This window comes from Ferrovibrio sp. (genome assembly GCF_041906005.1).
Lineage (GTDB): Bacteria > Pseudomonadota > Alphaproteobacteria > Ferrovibrionales > Ferrovibrionaceae > Ferrovibrio.
On the sequence record NZ_JAYRJY010000001.1, the window covers coordinates 797,005 to 813,706 of the forward strand.

A 16,702-nucleotide genomic window follows, 5' to 3' on the forward strand; every position below is an offset into this window, starting at 1 on the left:
AAGGCCACCGCGGCATTCAAGCACGTGTTGCTACGCATATCTTTTACCCCCCATATCGCGGATGGCTTTGAACCTGTCTCGCGATTCCCCATGGATTCCAAACCGATACTATCCACAGCCGCAATGCCCGCAAGGGTTTACCACGGGTGAAGCCCGCCATCGGCTGGATTCTTGCCACATTTTACCGGCAGAAAGCCGCCATGCGTTTCATCCGTCGTGCCCTTCTGAGCCTGTGCCTGGGGATCCTCGCCCTGCCGCTTGCCTATGGGGCCGCAGCCCTGGCCCTGGGCCTGCTTCCCGCCCCACACCGGGAAGCATTGCCCGAGCAGCCCCGAATCCCGGTCTACCTGATCTCCAATGGCTGGCATGTCTGGTTGGCGCTTCCGCTGGATCAGCAGGCCGGGCAGCCCGGCGGCCAGACCTGGCGGGAATGGCTCGGGCAGGATGCAACCGCCGCACCGCCCGGCGAAATCCAGGCCAGCTATGTCGCCTTTGGCTGGGGAGACCGGGATTTTTACCTTGCCACGCGGCGACCGGCCGACCTGCGCCCGGACCTGGCGATCGCCGCCCTTCTGGGCCGGGGCCCCGCCGCCATGCATGTCATGCACATCCCCCAACCAGACGCAGATTCCCGCCACTCCCGGATTCACCGCCTGGATGTCGATACTCTCCAGTATCACGCCCTGGCAGCCTATATCCGCGAAGGGTTTGAAACCGGCCCGGATGGCACGCCCCGGCGTATCGCCGAAGCCGGGTTCGCCCGGAATGATGCCTTTTACGAAGCCGTCGGCCGCTACAGTCCGATCCGGACCTGCAATGAATGGATCGGCGCCGGCCTGCGCGCCGCCAGCCTGCCCGCGGGCCGGTGGAATCCCTTCCCCTTCGGCCTGATGCGCGGAGGCTGAAAGCCCATGTTTACCGCTAGGAAACGCTCGGGCTCGCCTTGCGACTCAGCCCCAAAGGGGCTAAACCCAGCCCCGAAAAAAGAACGGTCCCGGGCGCCCGGCGCCCACCCGCTCGCCACGCTATCCCATCGGAGAACAAAACCATGACGGTACGGGTTGCGATTAACGGTTTTGGCCGCATCGGCCGCAATGTGCTGCGCGCCATCATCGAGAATGGCCGCACGGACATCGAAGTCGTCGGCATCAACGATCTGGGCCCGGTGGAAACCAACGCCCACCTGTTCCGCTATGACAGCGTGCATGGCCGTTTCAATGGCGAAGTGAAGACCAAGGCCGACGCGATCGATGTGGGTCGCGGCTGGATCAAGGTGACCGCCGAGCGTGACCCGGCCAAGCTGCCGTGGAAGGACCTGAACGTCGATATCGCGATGGAATGCACCGGCATCTTCACCGACAAGGAGAAGGCCGCCCTGCATCTGACCGCCGGCGCCAAGAAGGTGCTGGTTTCCGCGCCGGCCAACAATGCCGACCTGACCGTCGTTTACGGCGTGAACCACGACCAGCTTAAAGCCGAGCATACCGTGGTCTCGAACGCGTCCTGCACCACCAACTGCCTGGCGCCTGTCGCCTATGTCCTCGATGCCGCCGTCGGCATCGAGAAGGGGTACATGACCACGATCCATGCCTATACCGGCGACCAGCCGACGCTGGACACCATGCACAAGGATCTCTATCGGGCCCGCGCCGCGGCCCTTTCCATGATCCCGACCACCACGGGCGCCGCCAAGGCCGTCGGTCTTGTGCTGCCCTCGCTGAAAGGCAAGCTGGATGGTTCGTCGATCCGCGTGCCGACCCCCAACGTGTCGCTGATCGACTTCAAGTTCATCGCCAAGAAGAACACCACGGTCGAAGAGATCAACGAAGCGATGAAGAAGGCTGCGGCCGGCAAGCTGAAGGGCATCCTTGGCATCAACGACCAGCCGCTGGTATCGAGCGACTTCAACCACAATCCGGCCAGCTCGACCTTCGACGTCAAGCAGACGCAGGTGATGGAAGGCAATCTGGTGCGCGTGGTGTCGTGGTACGACAACGAGTGGGGCTTCTCCAATCGCATGTCGGATACCGCGGTGGCGATGGCCAAGCTCTGAGCCAGGCGCCAGGAGCCCGAGCCATGAAGCGTTTCCACACGCTCGATGAGGTCGATGTCGCCGGCAAGACGGTGCTGACCCGCGTCGACCTCAACGTCCCGATGAAGGACGGCCGGATCACCGACGATCTGCGTATCAGCCGCATCCTGCCCACCCTGCACGAATTGTCACGCAAGGGCGCCAAGGTCGTGGTGCTGTCGCATTTCGGCCGACCGGACGGCAAGCCGGTGCCGGAAATGTCGCTCAAGCCGGTGGCCGCTGCCTTGGCCACCGCGCTGGGCGCGCCGGTCGCCTTTGCCGAGGATTGCATCGGCGACAACGCCAAGGCGGCGATCGACAAGCTGAAACCCGGCGGCGTCGTGCTGCTGGAGAATACCCGCTTCCACGCGGCGGAAGAGAAGAACGACAGCGCTTTTGCCAAGTCGATGGCGGCGCTGGGCGACATCTATGTCAACGATGCCTTCTCCTGCGCCCATCGCGCCCATGTCTCGACCGAAGCCCTGGCGCATCTGCTGCCGGCTTATGCCGGCCGCAACATGGAAGTGGAACTCAAGCATCTCGAGGCCGCCCTGGTGGCACCCGAGAAGCCGGTGGCCGCCGTGATCGGCGGCGCCAAGGTGTCGACCAAGCTGGAACTGCTGGGCAACCTGCTGGGCAAGGTCGACAAGATCATCATCGGCGGTGGCATGGCGAACACTTTCCTGTTCGCCCAGGGCCGCGAAGTCGGTAAGAGCCTGTGTGAGAAGAACATGGCCGACACGGCGCGCGACATCCTGCGGGATGCCGTCGCGCGCGGGTGTGCCGTGATCCTACCCGACGATGTGGTGGTGGCCCGCGAATTCAGGGCCGGTGCCCCCAGCAAGGTGGTGGCATCCGACCGCGTGCCGGCCGACCAGATGATTCTGGATATCGGCCCGGTGGCGGCCGCCCGCCTGGGTACCATCCTGGCCGACTGCAGGACGCTGGTGTGGAACGGCCCGCTGGGCGCTTTCGAGACACCGCCCTTCGATGCCGGCACCGTCACCGTGGCGCGCACGGCGGCGGCGCTCACCGCCTCAGGCCGGCTGCTCAGCGTGGCGGGCGGCGGCGACACCGTGGCGGCGCTGCGGCATGCCGGTGTGGCAGAGGAATTCTCCTATGTCTCCACCGCAGGCGGCGCTTTCCTGGAATGGCTGGAAGGCAAGGAACTGCCCGGCGTGGCTGCGCTGGCGGCGAAATAATTGCGTGCTAGAGCCCCCGGCATCCGGGAAATTGAAAGAAGCTTTTGGGAGCTGACGAAATGAACCTCACCGAACTCAACAAGATCGCCAAGGGCATGGTCGCCGCCGGCAAGGGCATCCTGGCCGCCGACGAAAGCACCGGCACCATCGAAAAGCGCTTTGCCAGCATCAACGTGACCTCGACCGAGGAGAACCGCCGCGATTATCGCGAGATGCTGTTCACCGCCGCGGGCGCCGAGCAGTATATCTCCGGCGTCATTCTCTATGACGAGACCCTGCGCCAGAAGGCCAAGGACGGCACCCCGCTGGTCGACATCCTGAACAAGCGCGGCATCATCCCGGGCATCAAGGTCGACAAGGGCGTGCAGACCCTGCCGGGCAGCGACGGCGAAAAGATCACCGAGGGCCTCGATGGCCTGGCCAAGCGCATGGCCGAATACCACCAGCTCGGTGCCCGCTTCGCCAAGTGGCGCGCGGTGCTGAGCATCGATGCCGCCACCGGCAAGCCGAGCCGCCAGTGCCTGGTCGCCAACGCCGAAGCGCTGGCCCGCTATGCCGGCATCTGCCAGGCTGCCAACATCGTGCCGATCGTCGAGCCGGAAATCCTGATGGATGGCGGGCATGACCTGGCCACCAGCTTCGCCGCCACCGAGCGCACTCTGCATACGGTGTTCGAGCAGCTCGCCCTGCATAACGTGGCCTTCGAAGGCATGATCCTGAAGCCCAACATGGTAATCCAGGGTGAACAGGCCAAGGTGCGCGCCAGCGTCGACGAAGTGGCCGATGCCACCGTGAAGGTGCTGCTGCGCTGCGTGCCGGCCGCCGTGCCGGGCATCGCTTTCCTCTCGGGCGGCCAGTCGGACGAGGATGCCTCGGCCCATCTCGGCGCCATGAACGCGCGCCACCCGAACCTGCCGTGGAAGCTGACCTTCTCCTACGGTCGTGCCCTGCAGGCCCTGCCGCTGAAGCTGTGGGGCGGCAAGGCCGCCAACGTGGCGAACGCGCAGAAGGGCTATCTGCATCGCGCCAAGCTGAATGGCCTGGCTGCCGTGGGCAAGTATGACCCGAAACTGGAGCAGGAATTCAAGGCGGCCTGATCCGCGCCCGCGACGGACTGGAAACAAGAACGGCCCCGGCATCGCTGCCGGGGCCGTTTTCTTTTTGGGTGCCGACGATTACGCGGCCTTGGGCTGCGCGTCGATCACGGTGGCGCCAACCGCGGTGGCGTTGATCGGAATCTGGCGCGGCTTCTTGGCTTCCGGCACCTCGCGCTTCAGCGCGATATGCAGCAGGCCGTCATTCAGTTCGGCGCCGACCACCTTGACCGTGTCGGCCAGCTCGAAACGACGCTCGAAGGCGCGGCGGGCAATGCCGCGATGCAGATAGGTCACGTCAGCCTCGGCCGGCTGTTCGGCCGCCTTGCCGGTGATCAGCAGGCTGTTTTCCTTCACTGTCACCTCAAGCTCTTCGGGCCTGAAGCCGGCCACCGCCATGGTGATGCGGTAGGCATCTTCACCGCGTTTCTCGATATTGTAGGGCGGGTAGCCAGGCACGGCCTCATCGGCGCGATTGGCCAGCTCGAAAAGGCGGTTCACATGGTCAAAACCAACACTGGACCGCAGCAGCGGGGCAAAATCAAAAGCACGCATGGTGTCATCCTCCTGAAGCGATGCATCCGGTTCACGATCCGCAACATTGCCGGATCGCCGTGATGCCGGGCCCACATGGGCGCCCGGCGCAGCATGGATGTAGGAACCGGAAAAAGGGGCTTCAAGGGGACCCATGGTCCCGGGCCGCCAGAATCATCCGACCGTAATCGGATACCACTTGAACTCGGTCAGCGCCCGCCCGCGCAAAACATCGACCACATGTTTGGGCCCGACGAATTCGGGCGCTAGGTTGATGCCCTGGGCGGCCAGAACCAGCGTGGAATTCTTGAACAACGGCTTCATCGCCGCCAGGGACCGCGCGGCCATCTCGTCGGTTGCGATGGCAGAATAGGATACGTAAATGACCGTGATGATCTCGTTGCCGAGTTTGATCGAGGCGGATTGATAGACTTGGGCCATCGGCGCGGTTCTCGTTGCCCTTATGCGCGCTGCATCAGCCCAACAGGCATAGCAGCGGCTTCGTTAAGGAAAGATGAGGGCTGTTCCGAGCCAGCGCAATGAAGTCGGGCAACAAAAAAGCGGCCCGGAAGGGCCGCTTTTGCCGCCGGGTCGCGCCCGGCAAATAATCCGTCTGCGGCTTACTTCTTCAGGCCGAAGCTGCCGAACTTCTTCTTGAACTTGGCGACCTGGCCACCCGATTCATTCAGGCGGGCCGGACCACCGGTCCAGGCCGGGTGCGAGCTCGAGTCGATATCGAGCATCATGGTGTCGCCCGGCTTGCCCCAGGTCGAACGGGTCGTATAGACGGTCCCGTCGGTCATCTGGACCTTGATCTCGTGATAATCCGGATGGATATCGGCCTTCATGACTGCTCTCCTGGGCCAGCCTGGGGGATCGCCCGCCAGAAGCCCGAAAAAATCCTCAATGGGCGGGGGTTATAGCCAGAACTGACCTAGCCCGCAAGGGCGAAAGCCCGGCCCCCATCGGCTTTGTTAACCATTTGACGGCAGTGGTTATTCCAGCGCTGCCGTGCGCCGCCAGCGCTCATAGGCGGCCGGGTCGGCCAGTTCCAGGCCCAGTTTGTCCAACCCGTCCAGGATGGGAATAAACAGATTCAGGCCGGCATTCCGCTGCTCCTTGCCCATAGCATAGCCCGCGACGGTGATCCCGACCACATTGCCTTGCCGGTCCAGCAGCGGACCGCCGCTGTTGCCGCCATGGATCGGGACATCGGCCTGGATCATGTCGAGCCGCTCCGGCGGCATGGCCGGGCGATAGGCGCTCACCACGCCGCGCGTCACCGTCCAGGCCAGGGCTGTCATCTGCGGCGCCCCGATGGCATAAACCTCCTCGGCAACCCGCACCGGCGTTTCGCGGATCGGCATCGCCGGATATCCGCGGCCCTCCAGCTTGATCAGCGCGACATCGCGGATGTCCTGCCGCCGTAAAACCTCTCCGATCACGGCACGCCCCGAGACCAGTCTCACCCGGACGAAACGCTGACCCGACACCACGTGCTGGTTGGTGATCACCAACCCGTCCTCCGACACGATAAAGCCCGAGCCATGGCTGGCATCACCAGACTCGATCAGCACAGTGGCGCTGCGCAGACGATCGATATGGGCGTCGATCGCGACCTGCGATAAGGGTTGGCGCGCCAACGGACGGCGGCCATCGGCCGAAACAATGCCTTTCTGCGGCGCCATGTCGCGCAGCGGGCGCTGGCTGACCACTGCGCGAACCGCCGGATCCGCAGCCAGCTTGTTGACGGAATCGGCGAAAGCCGACTGCACCAGCAGAACCGGATCAGCGGGGATCGTTGCCGTGGTCTGATAACGCCCGTCAATCGTGGCCTTGTGCACCACGCGCCGGTTCACCGGATCGAATATCTGCCATTCCACCGAAATCGTGGAATTTCCGGTTATGCCGATGATATGGGCGTCGATGAAATCGCAGACCAGCACCGCTTCGGTACGGGTGGCCCGGATATTGGCGCCGAACAGATACTCGGCATCATCCCGCCCCTGTTCGGAAAACAGGCTGTCGGGAGCGCCGGCGGCGCGATAGCCATGCCCGGTGACGATACGGTGGAAAATATCCTGCCACTCTTTCGAACGGCTCAGGAAGCGCCCTTCATCGTGGAAGATTCGCCCTAGGTTTCCGCCTTCGCAGACGGTGAATGGCAGCTTGCGGATGACGCCGATTTCACTGCCTCGCGGCACATCGAACTGAACGCGCTGCAAACCCACAACCCGCGTTTCCGGACCGGCAGACGTTGGCGTGACCTGCGTACCGTCTGGCAATGCCACGCTCGTGGCCACTATGACAGGCGGGGCCAGCGGCTCTTGATTGACGCAGGCGGCCAGTACCAGGCCGATGCCGACAAAGAGCGAGACAGGCTTCTGCATGGGGAAAATCCTGGAAGAAGGGGCTGCACAATTTGCGTATACTAATAAGAGCAATAAAAAAACATAAAGTGAAATAATAACGATCATTATAAGAACATACACCTGCATGCAGATCGAAGCCCCGCCCCTTCGGCTGGCCACGCCGATCGGGCGAGATTAAATGATGCCCTGTCGCATTGTCGCCCTGGGGAGGCGGGGGCTATAACCGGCCTCTCTTCATTTCTTCGCCGAGACGATGTCCGACACCGCCGCTTCAGACCGTAAACGTCCTTCCCTGGCCTCGCTGCGCCGTATCCTCGGTTTCGTCGCACCCTATCGCTGGATGGCGGCGGGTGCAGCCCTGGCGCTGGTCGTCGCAGCGGGCGCCGTGCTTGGGATCGGCCAGGCGATACGGCGGGTGATTGATGTCGGCTTCGGCGACACCACCGGCGCCTATCTCGACCTTTATTTCGGCGCCCTGTTTGGCGTTGTTGCGGTGCTGGCCGTGGCTACGTTCGCACGCTTTTATTGCGTCACCTGGCTGGGCGAACGCGTGGTGGCCGATATCCGCCGGGGCCTTTACGCCCATGTGCTCAAACTCAGTCCTGCCTTTTTCGAGACCACCCGCACCGGCGAGGTGCTGTCGCGCCTCACCACCGATACCGAACTGATCCAGGCGCTGATCGGCTCCTCGGTATCGGTCGCATTGCGCAATCTGCTGCTGTTCCTCGGCAGCGCCGGGCTGCTGGTGGTCACTTCGCCTCGCCTCACCCTGCTTGTCGCGCTGGTGATTCCATTGGTCGTGCTGCCCATCATCGTGCTGGGGCGGCGTCTGCGGCGATTGTCGCGTGAAAGCCAGGACCGCATCGCCGATCTCTCGGCGCAGGCTGGCGAAACGCTGAATGCCATCACCACCGTACAGGCCTATACCTACGAAACCCACGAAGCCACTCGCTTCGCCGCCAATGCCGAAGCCGCTTTCGGCAGCGCCGTACGCCGCATTCGTGCGCGTGCCTGGCTCACCGCTCTCGTCATGCTGTTGGTTTTTGGGGCGGTCAACGCCGTGATGTGGATCGGGGGCAAGGCGGTATTCGCCGGCGAAATGTCGGCCGGTGAATTGTCGGCTTTCGTCTTCTATGCGGTGATTGGCGCCTCCTCTGTCGGCGCTCTGTCGGAAATCTGGGGTGATGTGCAGCGTGCCGCCGGCGCCGCCGAGCGCCTGATGCAACTGCTGGCGACCGAACCGACCGTGAAGGCTCCGGCCAATCCGGAGCAGCTTGCCAGTCCGCCGTCCGGTCGCCTGCAATTCGATGCGGTGCGGTTCCATTATCCGGCCCGGCCGCAGACACCCGCCCTGGACGGTCTCAGCCTGGATATCGCCGCCGGCGAAACCGTTGCCATTGTCGGCCCCTCCGGCGCCGGCAAGACCACGTTGTTCCAGTTGCTGCTGCGCTTCTACGACCCCGATGCCGGCCGCATCCTGTTTGACGGCATCGACATTGCCCGCCTCGATCCCGTCGCCCTGCGTCGCCACATCGGCCTGGTCGCGCAGGAACCGGCGATCTTTGGCGCCAGCGTCGCCGAGAATATCCGTTACGGCCGGCCCGAAGCGAGTGATGCAGAGATTCGTGTCGCGGCCGAAGCCGCGGCGGCCCATGGTTTCATTCAGGCTCTGCCGGAGGGCTATGACACCTATCTGGGCGAACGCGGCGTGCGCCTATCCGGCGGCCAGCGCCAGCGCATCGCCATAGCCCGCGCCCTGCTGCGCGATCCGCCGGTGCTGCTGCTTGACGAGGCAACCTCCTCGCTTGACGCGGAATCGGAAGGCAAGGTGCAGAACGCGCTGGAGCGCCTGATGCAGGGCCGCACGACACTGGTGATCGCACATCGCCTTGCCACAGTGCAAAAGGCCGACCGCATCCTGGTCATGGATCAGGGCCGGATCGTCGCTGCCGGCCGTCACGACACCCTGATGGCGGAAGACGGCCTCTACGCCCGGTTGGCACGCCTGCAATTCATGTCCGGCCCGGCCAATGCCGCCGCGTAGCCGCCGGTCGGACAAGCCGCTGCAGCGCGGCCTGATGCGATTCTGGTGGCGCTTCATCCTCGTCGCGCTGATCGCCTATGTCGGGTACACGATCTGGCTCGGCGGCGCCTATCGCAACATTGAACCATTCGTGGCCGGTCAGTGCATCGCGGTGGCTTCGCCGCCGGGGCCGGAAGACATGGCGATCCTGCCTGGTGGCCATGCCGCCATTATCGCCAGCCAGGACCGACGCGACCGCGGCGCACAGGGCGGGCTATATCTGTATGACATGACGGCCCGGCCGGGCCGCTTCATGCCGATCGATTTGCCGCCCAGCCTGCCCTTCCATCCCCATGGCATGAGCCTGTTTGCCGCGCCCGACGGCCAGGTCTTCCTGCATGTCATCAACCATCGCAGCGCCGAGCGCCATACCGTAGAGATATTCCTGCTGCAGCTTGCGGCCGACGGCACGCCGACAGTGCGCCATCGCGGCAGCGTCAGCAGTGATCTGTTCGTGCACCCGAACGGCATCGCCGCAGCGGGCCCGGAATCCTTCTACCTCACCAACGATCGCGGCAGCGGACCGCGCTGGATGCATATGGCGGAGAACCTGCTGCAGCTCAGCCGCTCGACCGTGGTGTATCACGACGGCCGTTTCGCGCGCGTGGTGGCGGAAGATATCGCCTTCGCCAACGGCATCGAAGTCTCCGCCGATGGCGGTACGGTGCTGGTGGCGTCCACGCTGTGGCGCATGCTGCTGACCTATGTCCGGGATCCATCCAGCGGCATGCTGCTGCGCACGGGCAGCCTGCCTCTGCCGTTTGGACCAGACAACATCCGGCGCGATGGCAATGGCAGCCTGTGGGTGGCCGGACATCCCAATGCCTTTGCCTTCATCGGCCATGCAATGAACGGGGAAAAGGAGAGCCCCGGCATGGTACTGCGGATCAGCCATGATAACCGCGGCGTCGCCCGGCTACAGGAAGCCTTCGCCGACCCCGGCACCCTGATCTCGGGCACCAGCGTAGCGGTGCAGCATCAGGGCCGCCTGCTGATTGGCGCCGTGTTCCAGCCGACGATGTTGGATTGCCAGCTCGATGCCATGCAGCTCAGGGACATCAACTGAAAACCGCTTAAGGATTCAGAAGCGGTAGCGGGCACATTGGTCGGCGCGCAGCACGCTCTCCTGCCGGAAGCGCATCTTGTAGTCAGCAGCGATGGCATCCAGGGCCTGATCCGCCGCGCCATCCCCCTCATGCAGCACCAGCAGGACATGGCTGTCCTCCCGCACGACCTCGCCGGTCCGGGATGAGCGCCAGGCACCCTGCCCGGCCAGCAATGTAAAGCCGTCGGGAAAGCGCGGCACGATCACCTCGTCGACAAAGCGGTTCCAATCCGCCGCCTCGACCTTGCCCTGTTCGGCAATCGTGGTGCCGAAGAACAGGCTGCTGCTCTGCTGCCGGCATATTGCCAGCGGATTGAGCCAGACATAGACCGCCGCCGCGATCAGCAGCAGAAAAACACCCGCAGCCAGCACCAGCGCGGCCAACACCCGGGTCTGCAGGATTCCAAGCCGTTCACCGACTTTCAGGAAGGCTTCCTCGAACATTCAGCGTTCGGTGAGCTTGAGTTCGATGCGGCGATTGCGGCGATAGGCAATCTGGTCCTCACGGGCATCCAGCGGCTGGAATTCGCCGAAGCCGGTGGCGGCCAGCCGTTCGACAGGCACGCCCTGGCTGGCCAGGAACTTGACCACCGATATGGCGCGCGCGGACGACAGCTCCCAGTTTGACGGGAATTGTGGCGTATTGATCGGCAGCTTGTCGGTATGGCCATCCACACGCAGGACCCAGGGCAGATCCGTCGGAATCTTGCTGCTGATCTCGATCAGGGTCTTGGCCAACTTGGCGATCTGCTCCCGCCCCTCGGGTTTCAGCTCGGCTGAAGCGGAGTCGAACAGGACTTCCGACTGGAATACAAAGCGATCGCCCACGATCTGGATGTCGCGCCGGTTGCCCAGCGCCTGGCGCAGGCGGCCAAAGAACTCGGAACGGTAATTCACCAGTTCGTCCACCTTGCGGGCCAGGGCGGCATTCAGGCGTTTGCCCAAGTCGCTGATCTGCGCCTGGTTGGCTTTGTCCTTGTCTTCGCTTTCCTTCAGGATGCGCTCGATCTGCGCCATCTGTTCACGCAGGGCCATAAGCTGCCGATTGAGCAGATCGACCTGGCTGCGCGCTTCGGCGGTCAACCGCCTTTCCTGCTCCAGCTGGCCGCTGCTGGAAACCAGCTTGCCTTGCAAATCGACGACGATCTGTTGCTGTTCGGCCAGCCGCTTCTCGCTTTCATCGGCGCGGGCCTGACTTTCGGCGAGCACGGCTGCAAGCTGGTCCCGCTCGGCGTTCGCGCTGCTTAATGTGGCCTGCAGATTGGTCAGATCGACACGCAACTGGGCGTTATTGCTTTTTTCCAGCGCCAGCTGATCGACCAGGCCGGCCAGTTCGCTGCGCAGGGCATCGATGGCCTTGTCGCGGCCCGAGATGGCATTGGCGAGAAAGAACTGCACCAGGATAAAGACGGCCAGAACGAAGACGATGACCATCAGCAATGTCGACAACACGTCGACATAGCCGGGCCATGCTCCGGCTGCCTGGTGATCGTTGCGCCGCCGGCTCAGCGCCATGACGGATCAGCCCTGCCGGCGCGGCGCATCCGCCATGGCGGCGATGGTGCGCGACAGCAGCTTGATCTCGGCGCGCATGTCATCGACCAGTTTGGCACGGCCCTGGGCGGCATCGTCGAGCAGGCGGGTAAGCAGAATGTCGATATTGCGCAGGTGGCCGCGGCTGGCGGCATCGAAGCTGCCGCTTTCGGTATTCTGCGCCAGCTTGGCCAGGATCGGCTTCATCTCGATCTGATGTTCGGTCAGTTTCAGCAACAGCCCCTGTTCGGCACGCATCTGCTCGGTCAACAGGCTCAGCTTTTCATTCAATTGCATCAACGCGGCGCCGCTCTGGCTGCGGTTATCCTCGCCGCGCGCCATGGTGCGCTGCAGATTGTCGAGGCTGTCGGCTGTCTGCTCCAGCAGGGCCTGCACATAAGCCGGCACCGACTGGTCGCCATCGACGACGGCACCGCCGCCGACCCGCGTGAATCCCGCCAGCCATTCTTCCAGGTCGTTATAGAACCGGTTCTGCGCCTGACCCGCCTGGAGGTCGAGGAAGCCCAGGATCAACGAACCCGCCAACCCCATCATCGAGGTCGAGAAGGCCAGGCCCATGCCGGCCAGCGGTGTTTCGAGACCGCCCTTCAGTTTCGAGAACAGGACATTGATGTCGTCGTTGGTGTTCAGCGACAGGCCGTTGATGGTATCGCCCACACCATTGATGGTCTCCAGCAGGCCCCAGAAGGTGCCGAGCAGACCGAGGAATACCATCAGGCCGATAAAGTAGCGCGAGATATCGCGGGCCTCGTCGAGCCGCGAACCGACAGAGTCGAGTAGCGCGCGAGTGGCGGCAGCCGACAGCGAACCACGCGGACCACGATTGGCCAGCATGCGGGCCAGCGGGCCGAGCAAGCTCGACGGCTCGCCGGCATTGCCCGCACCGGCGCCGCGCTGCGCCTTCTGCCAGGCCTCGACCCAGTTCGCCTCCTGGCCAATGATCCAGACCTGACGGAAAGCATACAGGATGCCGATCACCAGCACGGCGGCGATCAGGCTGTTCAGCGCCGGATTGGCCATGAAGGCGCGCAGCAAAGTCGCATGCAGCATCGCGATCACGACGCCCACGGCGACGAGAAACGCGATCATGCGAAACAGAAAACGGCCAGGCTTGGTCATGCGGTCCATCCTTCCGTTTCTGCCGTAAGGAGCGAATACGGCAATTTCACGGCACCGGGCCCGTCAGCGCGACAGGCAGACGAATCAATTCCCCCGGCTCCGATGATCGCTTAGGCGACGGAGTGTGATCAACCCGAAGTTCAGACGATCAACGGCCCGGCGGCGCAACTTCGACGCGATCCGGCGCCGTGCCGTCGGTCGGAACGCCAAGGGCGCGGACATCAATCCGGGTCGAACGGATGCCCTTGTCGATCAGGTATTGCCGCACTGCCAAAGCACGGGTGAGCGACAGGCGGCGCGCGCCGCTGCCGCCATCGCCGACGGTATTCGCGGCATAGGCCCGAACCTGCAGGCGCTCCTCGTTGCTGGCAAACTGCTTTACCAGCCCGTCCAGCACGGCCAGGTCGCCAGCCGGCAATTCACCCTGACCGGGTTGAAACGGAATGGTCACGACACCGCCCTGTATGCCAGGAGCAGCCGCCGGTGCTGTGGGGGCCACAAGGGCGCTCTGCTGCGTGGCCGGATTGGCAGCCGGCGCGGCAGGAGCAACCGGAGCGGCAGCGAGCTGCGGAGGAGCTGCCGGCACTGCCGGCGCAGCAGGCGCCGGAGCCGGAACAGGCGCCTCGGCCGCAGGCGCCTTGGCAGCAGAAGCTGGTGCCGCCGGAACGACAGGTTGCGGCGCGCCGGGTGCTGCCGGCGCGGGAATGGCGGCCTGGGCCGGCGGTGATACAGGCGCTGTCTCGGAAGCGGACTGGCCCGGAGCGGAAGCCGCTGGCGCGGTGGCAGCGGAGACGTCGGAAGCGCTTGCCTTAGCGGGCGGTTGCGCCGAAGCCACGGCGGGGCGGGCTGCGGCGCGCGCCTTCGGCTTAGCCGGCGTCGGCCGTGAAAGGCTGGTTTCACCCAATAATGGGGCGGGGCCGGCAACGACTGATGGCTGCGCGGCTTTTGATGCCATGGGACGCCCGGTGGCACCCAGCAGTGGCCCCGGCGTAGGCGTATTCACGCCGAAGGGATTGCCGCCACCCAGTTGGTCGAGTGCCTGCAGATTGACCTGGATATTGCCGCTGCCGATCATGGTCTGGGCATGGACAGCGGGCACGGCAAGGACAAGCGCCAGCGACGCCGCAGCAAACGATAGCGTAAGTGGCCTGGCAGCCATCGATGTTCCCCCTGCCGGTGCGTGATCCCGATCTGGCGCAGACGATACCCGAGGCAGCCGAATCCGACAACCCGGCAGACCGGATATCGGCCGCCGGATTTCAAGCACTTGTGCGGTGCGGCTACTTGGTCAGGAGCTTGCGGAGGGGCGCGTGCAGCACATCGTTGGCGGCCACGATACCGCCGGTCGACAGCATCTGGTCGCCACCGGCCAGATCGGTGACCATGCCGCCGGCCTCGCGCACCAGCACGATACCTGCCGCCATGTCCCAAGGCGACAGACCGGATTCCCAGAAGCCGTCGAACCGACCGGCGGCCACGTAGCACAGGTCGAGCGCGGCCGCGCCCATCCGGCGAATACCCGCCACTTCCGGCATGATGCTGGTCAGGTCTTTGACGAAGGCGGCATGGCCCGGCTTGCCGTGAAACGGAATGCCGGTACCGAATACCGCCTCGGTCAGCTTGCGTCGGGCCGAAACACGCAGGCGCCGCTCGTTCACATAGGCGCCGACACCCTTCTCGGCCCAGAACAATTCATCACGCACCACATCCAGCACGATGCCGGCAACCAGTTCGTCTTCGCGCTGCACGCCAACCGAAATGGCAAAATGCGGAATGCCGTGCAGGAAATTGGTGGTGCCATCCAGCGGATCGATGATCCAGTAGCTCTTGCCGTCCTTCGCCTCGATCCGGCCGCCTTCTTCCATGATGAAGCCGAAATCGGGCCGCAGCTTGGCCAGTTCCTGCTGCAGGATCTTCTCGGCCTTGCGGTCGGCGGCAGAGACGAAATCGGCCGGGCCCTTCTTGGAAACCTGGAGATGTTCGACTTCGTTGAAATCGCGGATCAGGCTGCGCTGCGCTTTACGCGCCGCGTTCGCCATCGCATTGATCAGGGCGGATCGCAGGGCCATTGATTTTTAGCTCGTCTGGAAAGGGGGCGGACCCTATCAGCGCCGGCCATGCTTGGCAATCGCCCGGTTGAAGGCAGCGACAGCCGCCGCCGGTCCTTCCGGGTGGCGCCAGACCCCGGCCGAAACCGCCAGAAAATCGGCCCCGGCCTCGATCAGCGGGGGGCAGTTTTCCACCGTGATCCCGCCGATGGCCACACAGGGCACTTCCATCAATTCCGACCACCAGGCCAGGATTTCCGGCTCGGCCCGGGTCTTGGGCTGTTTGGTGTCGGTCGGGAAAAATGCCCCGAAGGCGACATAATCGGCGCCGGCCTCGGCGGCCTCCATCGCCAGATGGCGGGAGTTGTGACAGGTCACGCCGACGATCCGGTCCGGCCCCAGGATACGGCGCGCCTCCTCGTAGGGCGTGTCTTCCTGCCCCACATGCACGCCATCGGCGCCCAGCTTGATCGCCAGATCCGGCCGGTCGTTGATCAGCAGGGCCACGTCATGCTCGTGGCAGATCGGCAGCAATGCCTCGGCCGCGCGACGGAACGCATTGTCGGACGCCGTGTTCTCGCCATCCTTCAGGCGCAGTTGCACGCAGGCGACATCGCCGCCGCCCAGAGCGGCTTTCAACTCTTCGGCAAATGTCCTGGGTTCGATCGCCGGCGGCGTGATCAGATACAGCCTTTGGTCTGGAGTCTTGTTCATGGATCAACCGGCAATAAAACCCTTCAGCGCGTCGAGCGTCTCGTCCGGGCGTTCGCCCATCATCATGTGGCCGCAAGCCGGTAGCACATCGATGCGGCCATTCTTGAATTCCTTCGCCCAGCCGCGGGCTGCACGCAGCGGCGTCATGATGTCGCGTTCACCAGCCAGGATTTGCACCGGACAGCCAACGGCAGCCACCGCCGCCTTGCCGTTCTGGTAGGCGTTGCACAGCCGGAAGCCCAGCGCCAGGCATTCGCGCGGCGCCTGGTCGACCAGGCGAATGCTTTCGGCCAGCAGATACAGGCCGGGCACGCGGTTGCCGCCGATCTGGTTCTTTTTTGCAATCATCCAGTCGTTCATCAGTTCAACGACCGTATAGGCGCCGCTGTCGGCCAGCGCCTGCAATTCCGGATTCACCGCCATCGGGAAGGCGAAGCCGAGCAGCGACAGTTTCGATACGCGATCGGGATGCCGCGCCGCCGTTTCCAGTCCAATCAGCGCACCCATCGAATGGCCCACCAGCGCTGCCTGTTTCACGCCGGCAGCATCCAGCAGCTTCGGCATCCAGTCGGCGAAAGCCTCGACGCTGTCAGGCATCGGTCCTTCCGAGCGGCCATTGCCCGGCAGGTCCAGCGCCAGCACCGAGAAGCCATGATAGGCGAACCAGCGCGTCTGCAGCGCCCAGACCGTGTGGTCGCAGGCATTGCCGTGGATGAAGACCACGGCCGGTTTGGCCGGATCGAATGGCTTGCCGCCGGTGGCGGCGAAAACGCGTTTGCCCGCTACATCGAGCCACATCGTGACGT

The 16,702-nt window shown here is 64.2% G+C and carries 17 protein-coding genes; 6 read left to right on the plus strand and 11 right to left on the minus strand.

All coding sequences use genetic code 11. The annotated features are described in order from the left end of the window. Window positions 1-200: 200 nt before the first annotated feature. The 4 genes from ACE3OO_RS03940 (at window position 201) to ACE3OO_RS03955 (ending at window position 4,370) form a co-directional block, all read left to right on the plus strand. On the plus strand, window positions 201-905 hold the full coding sequence (locus tag ACE3OO_RS03940) for a DUF2459 domain-containing protein (protein WP_374299937.1): 705 nt from the start codon (window positions 201-203) through the stop codon (window positions 903-905). Between the two features lie 143 nt (window positions 906-1,048). After that, window positions 1,049-2,053, plus strand: coding sequence for a type I glyceraldehyde-3-phosphate dehydrogenase (gene gap, locus ACE3OO_RS03945; protein ID WP_374299939.1), 1,005 nt, complete (start codon window positions 1,049-1,051; stop codon window positions 2,051-2,053). 23 nt (window positions 2,054-2,076) lie between these two features. After that, a complete protein-coding gene (pgk, locus tag ACE3OO_RS03950) occupies window positions 2,077-3,273 on the plus strand; it encodes a phosphoglycerate kinase (RefSeq protein ID WP_374299942.1) in 1,197 nt (398 codons plus the stop codon). A 59-nt stretch (window positions 3,274-3,332) separates the two neighbouring features. Further along, window positions 3,333-4,370, plus strand: coding sequence for a class I fructose-bisphosphate aldolase (locus ACE3OO_RS03955; protein WP_374299944.1), 1,038 nt, complete (start codon window positions 3,333-3,335; stop codon window positions 4,368-4,370). 78 nt (window positions 4,371-4,448) lie between these two features. Here the strand turns inward: ACE3OO_RS03955 and ACE3OO_RS03960 are convergent, their stop codons facing one another. The 4 genes from ACE3OO_RS03960 to ACE3OO_RS03975 all read right to left on the minus strand — a co-directional run bounded on the left by ACE3OO_RS03960 (window position 4,449) and on the right by ACE3OO_RS03975 (window position 7,291). Continuing rightward, window positions 4,449-4,922 (minus strand): Hsp20 family protein, encoded by a 474-nt coding sequence (locus tag ACE3OO_RS03960; protein ID WP_374299946.1) that lies wholly within the window; start codon window positions 4,920-4,922, stop codon window positions 4,449-4,451. 153 nt (window positions 4,923-5,075) lie between these two features. Next, on the minus strand, window positions 5,076-5,342 hold the full coding sequence (locus ACE3OO_RS03965; RefSeq protein ID WP_374299949.1) for a hypothetical protein: 267 nt from the start codon (window positions 5,340-5,342) through the stop codon (window positions 5,076-5,078). A 179-nt stretch (window positions 5,343-5,521) separates the two neighbouring features. Next, window positions 5,522-5,749 carry a 50S ribosomal protein L31 gene (gene rpmE, locus ACE3OO_RS03970; RefSeq protein WP_374299951.1) on the minus strand — a complete coding sequence of 76 codons (228 nt, stop codon included), beginning with the start codon at window positions 5,747-5,749 and terminating at the stop codon, window positions 5,522-5,524. Window positions 5,750-5,896: 147 nt separating this feature from the next. Further along, entirely contained in the window at window positions 5,897-7,291 is a 1,395-nt protein-coding gene (locus ACE3OO_RS03975; RefSeq protein ID WP_374299953.1) for a S1C family serine protease, read from the minus strand. A 235-nt stretch (window positions 7,292-7,526) separates the two neighbouring features. Between ACE3OO_RS03975 and ACE3OO_RS03980 the strand changes: the two genes are divergently transcribed. Together ACE3OO_RS03980 and ACE3OO_RS03985 are read left to right on the plus strand one after the other, a co-directional pair. Then, window positions 7,527-9,317, plus strand: coding sequence for an ABC transporter transmembrane domain-containing protein (locus ACE3OO_RS03980; protein WP_374299954.1), 1,791 nt, complete (start codon window positions 7,527-7,529; stop codon window positions 9,315-9,317). Next, window positions 9,304-10,422 carry a hypothetical protein gene (locus tag ACE3OO_RS03985; protein ID WP_374299956.1) on the plus strand — a complete coding sequence of 373 codons (1,119 nt, stop codon included), beginning with the start codon at window positions 9,304-9,306 and terminating at the stop codon, window positions 10,420-10,422. Before ACE3OO_RS03980 ends, ACE3OO_RS03985 begins: the two co-directional genes overlap by 14 nt. 15 nt (window positions 10,423-10,437) lie before the next feature. Here the strand turns inward: ACE3OO_RS03985 and ACE3OO_RS03990 are convergent, their stop codons facing one another. From ACE3OO_RS03990 to ACE3OO_RS04020, 7 genes are all read right to left on the minus strand, one after another. Then, on the minus strand, window positions 10,438-10,905 hold the full coding sequence (locus ACE3OO_RS03990) for a DUF3574 domain-containing protein (RefSeq protein WP_374299958.1): 468 nt from the start codon (window positions 10,903-10,905) through the stop codon (window positions 10,438-10,440). Continuing rightward, a complete protein-coding gene (locus ACE3OO_RS03995; protein WP_374299960.1) occupies window positions 10,906-11,976 on the minus strand; it encodes a peptidoglycan -binding protein in 1,071 nt (356 codons plus the stop codon). It abuts the gene before it with no gap. 6 nt (window positions 11,977-11,982) lie between these two features. After that, complete coding sequence (locus ACE3OO_RS04000; RefSeq protein WP_374299961.1) at window positions 11,983-13,134, minus strand: flagellar motor protein MotA; 1,152 nt, start codon at window positions 13,132-13,134, stop codon at window positions 11,983-11,985. Between the two features lie 148 nt (window positions 13,135-13,282). Further along, window positions 13,283-14,293 carry an OmpA family protein gene (locus ACE3OO_RS04005; RefSeq protein ID WP_374299964.1) on the minus strand — a complete coding sequence of 337 codons (1,011 nt, stop codon included), beginning with the start codon at window positions 14,291-14,293 and terminating at the stop codon, window positions 13,283-13,285. A gap of 121 nt (window positions 14,294-14,414) precedes the next feature. After that, complete coding sequence (locus ACE3OO_RS04010) at window positions 14,415-15,203, minus strand: inositol monophosphatase (protein ID WP_374299966.1); 789 nt, start codon at window positions 15,201-15,203, stop codon at window positions 14,415-14,417. A 36-nt stretch (window positions 15,204-15,239) separates the two neighbouring features. Beyond that, window positions 15,240-15,896: a thiamine phosphate synthase gene (gene thiE / locus ACE3OO_RS04015; protein ID WP_374299968.1), complete on the minus strand. Its 657-nt coding sequence runs from the start codon at window positions 15,894-15,896 to the stop codon at window positions 15,240-15,242. 3 nt (window positions 15,897-15,899) lie between these two features. Then, window positions 15,900-16,694 (minus strand): alpha/beta fold hydrolase, encoded by a 795-nt coding sequence (locus ACE3OO_RS04020; protein ID WP_374299970.1) that lies wholly within the window; start codon window positions 16,692-16,694, stop codon window positions 15,900-15,902. Between the last annotated feature and the right edge of the window lie 8 nt (window positions 16,695-16,702).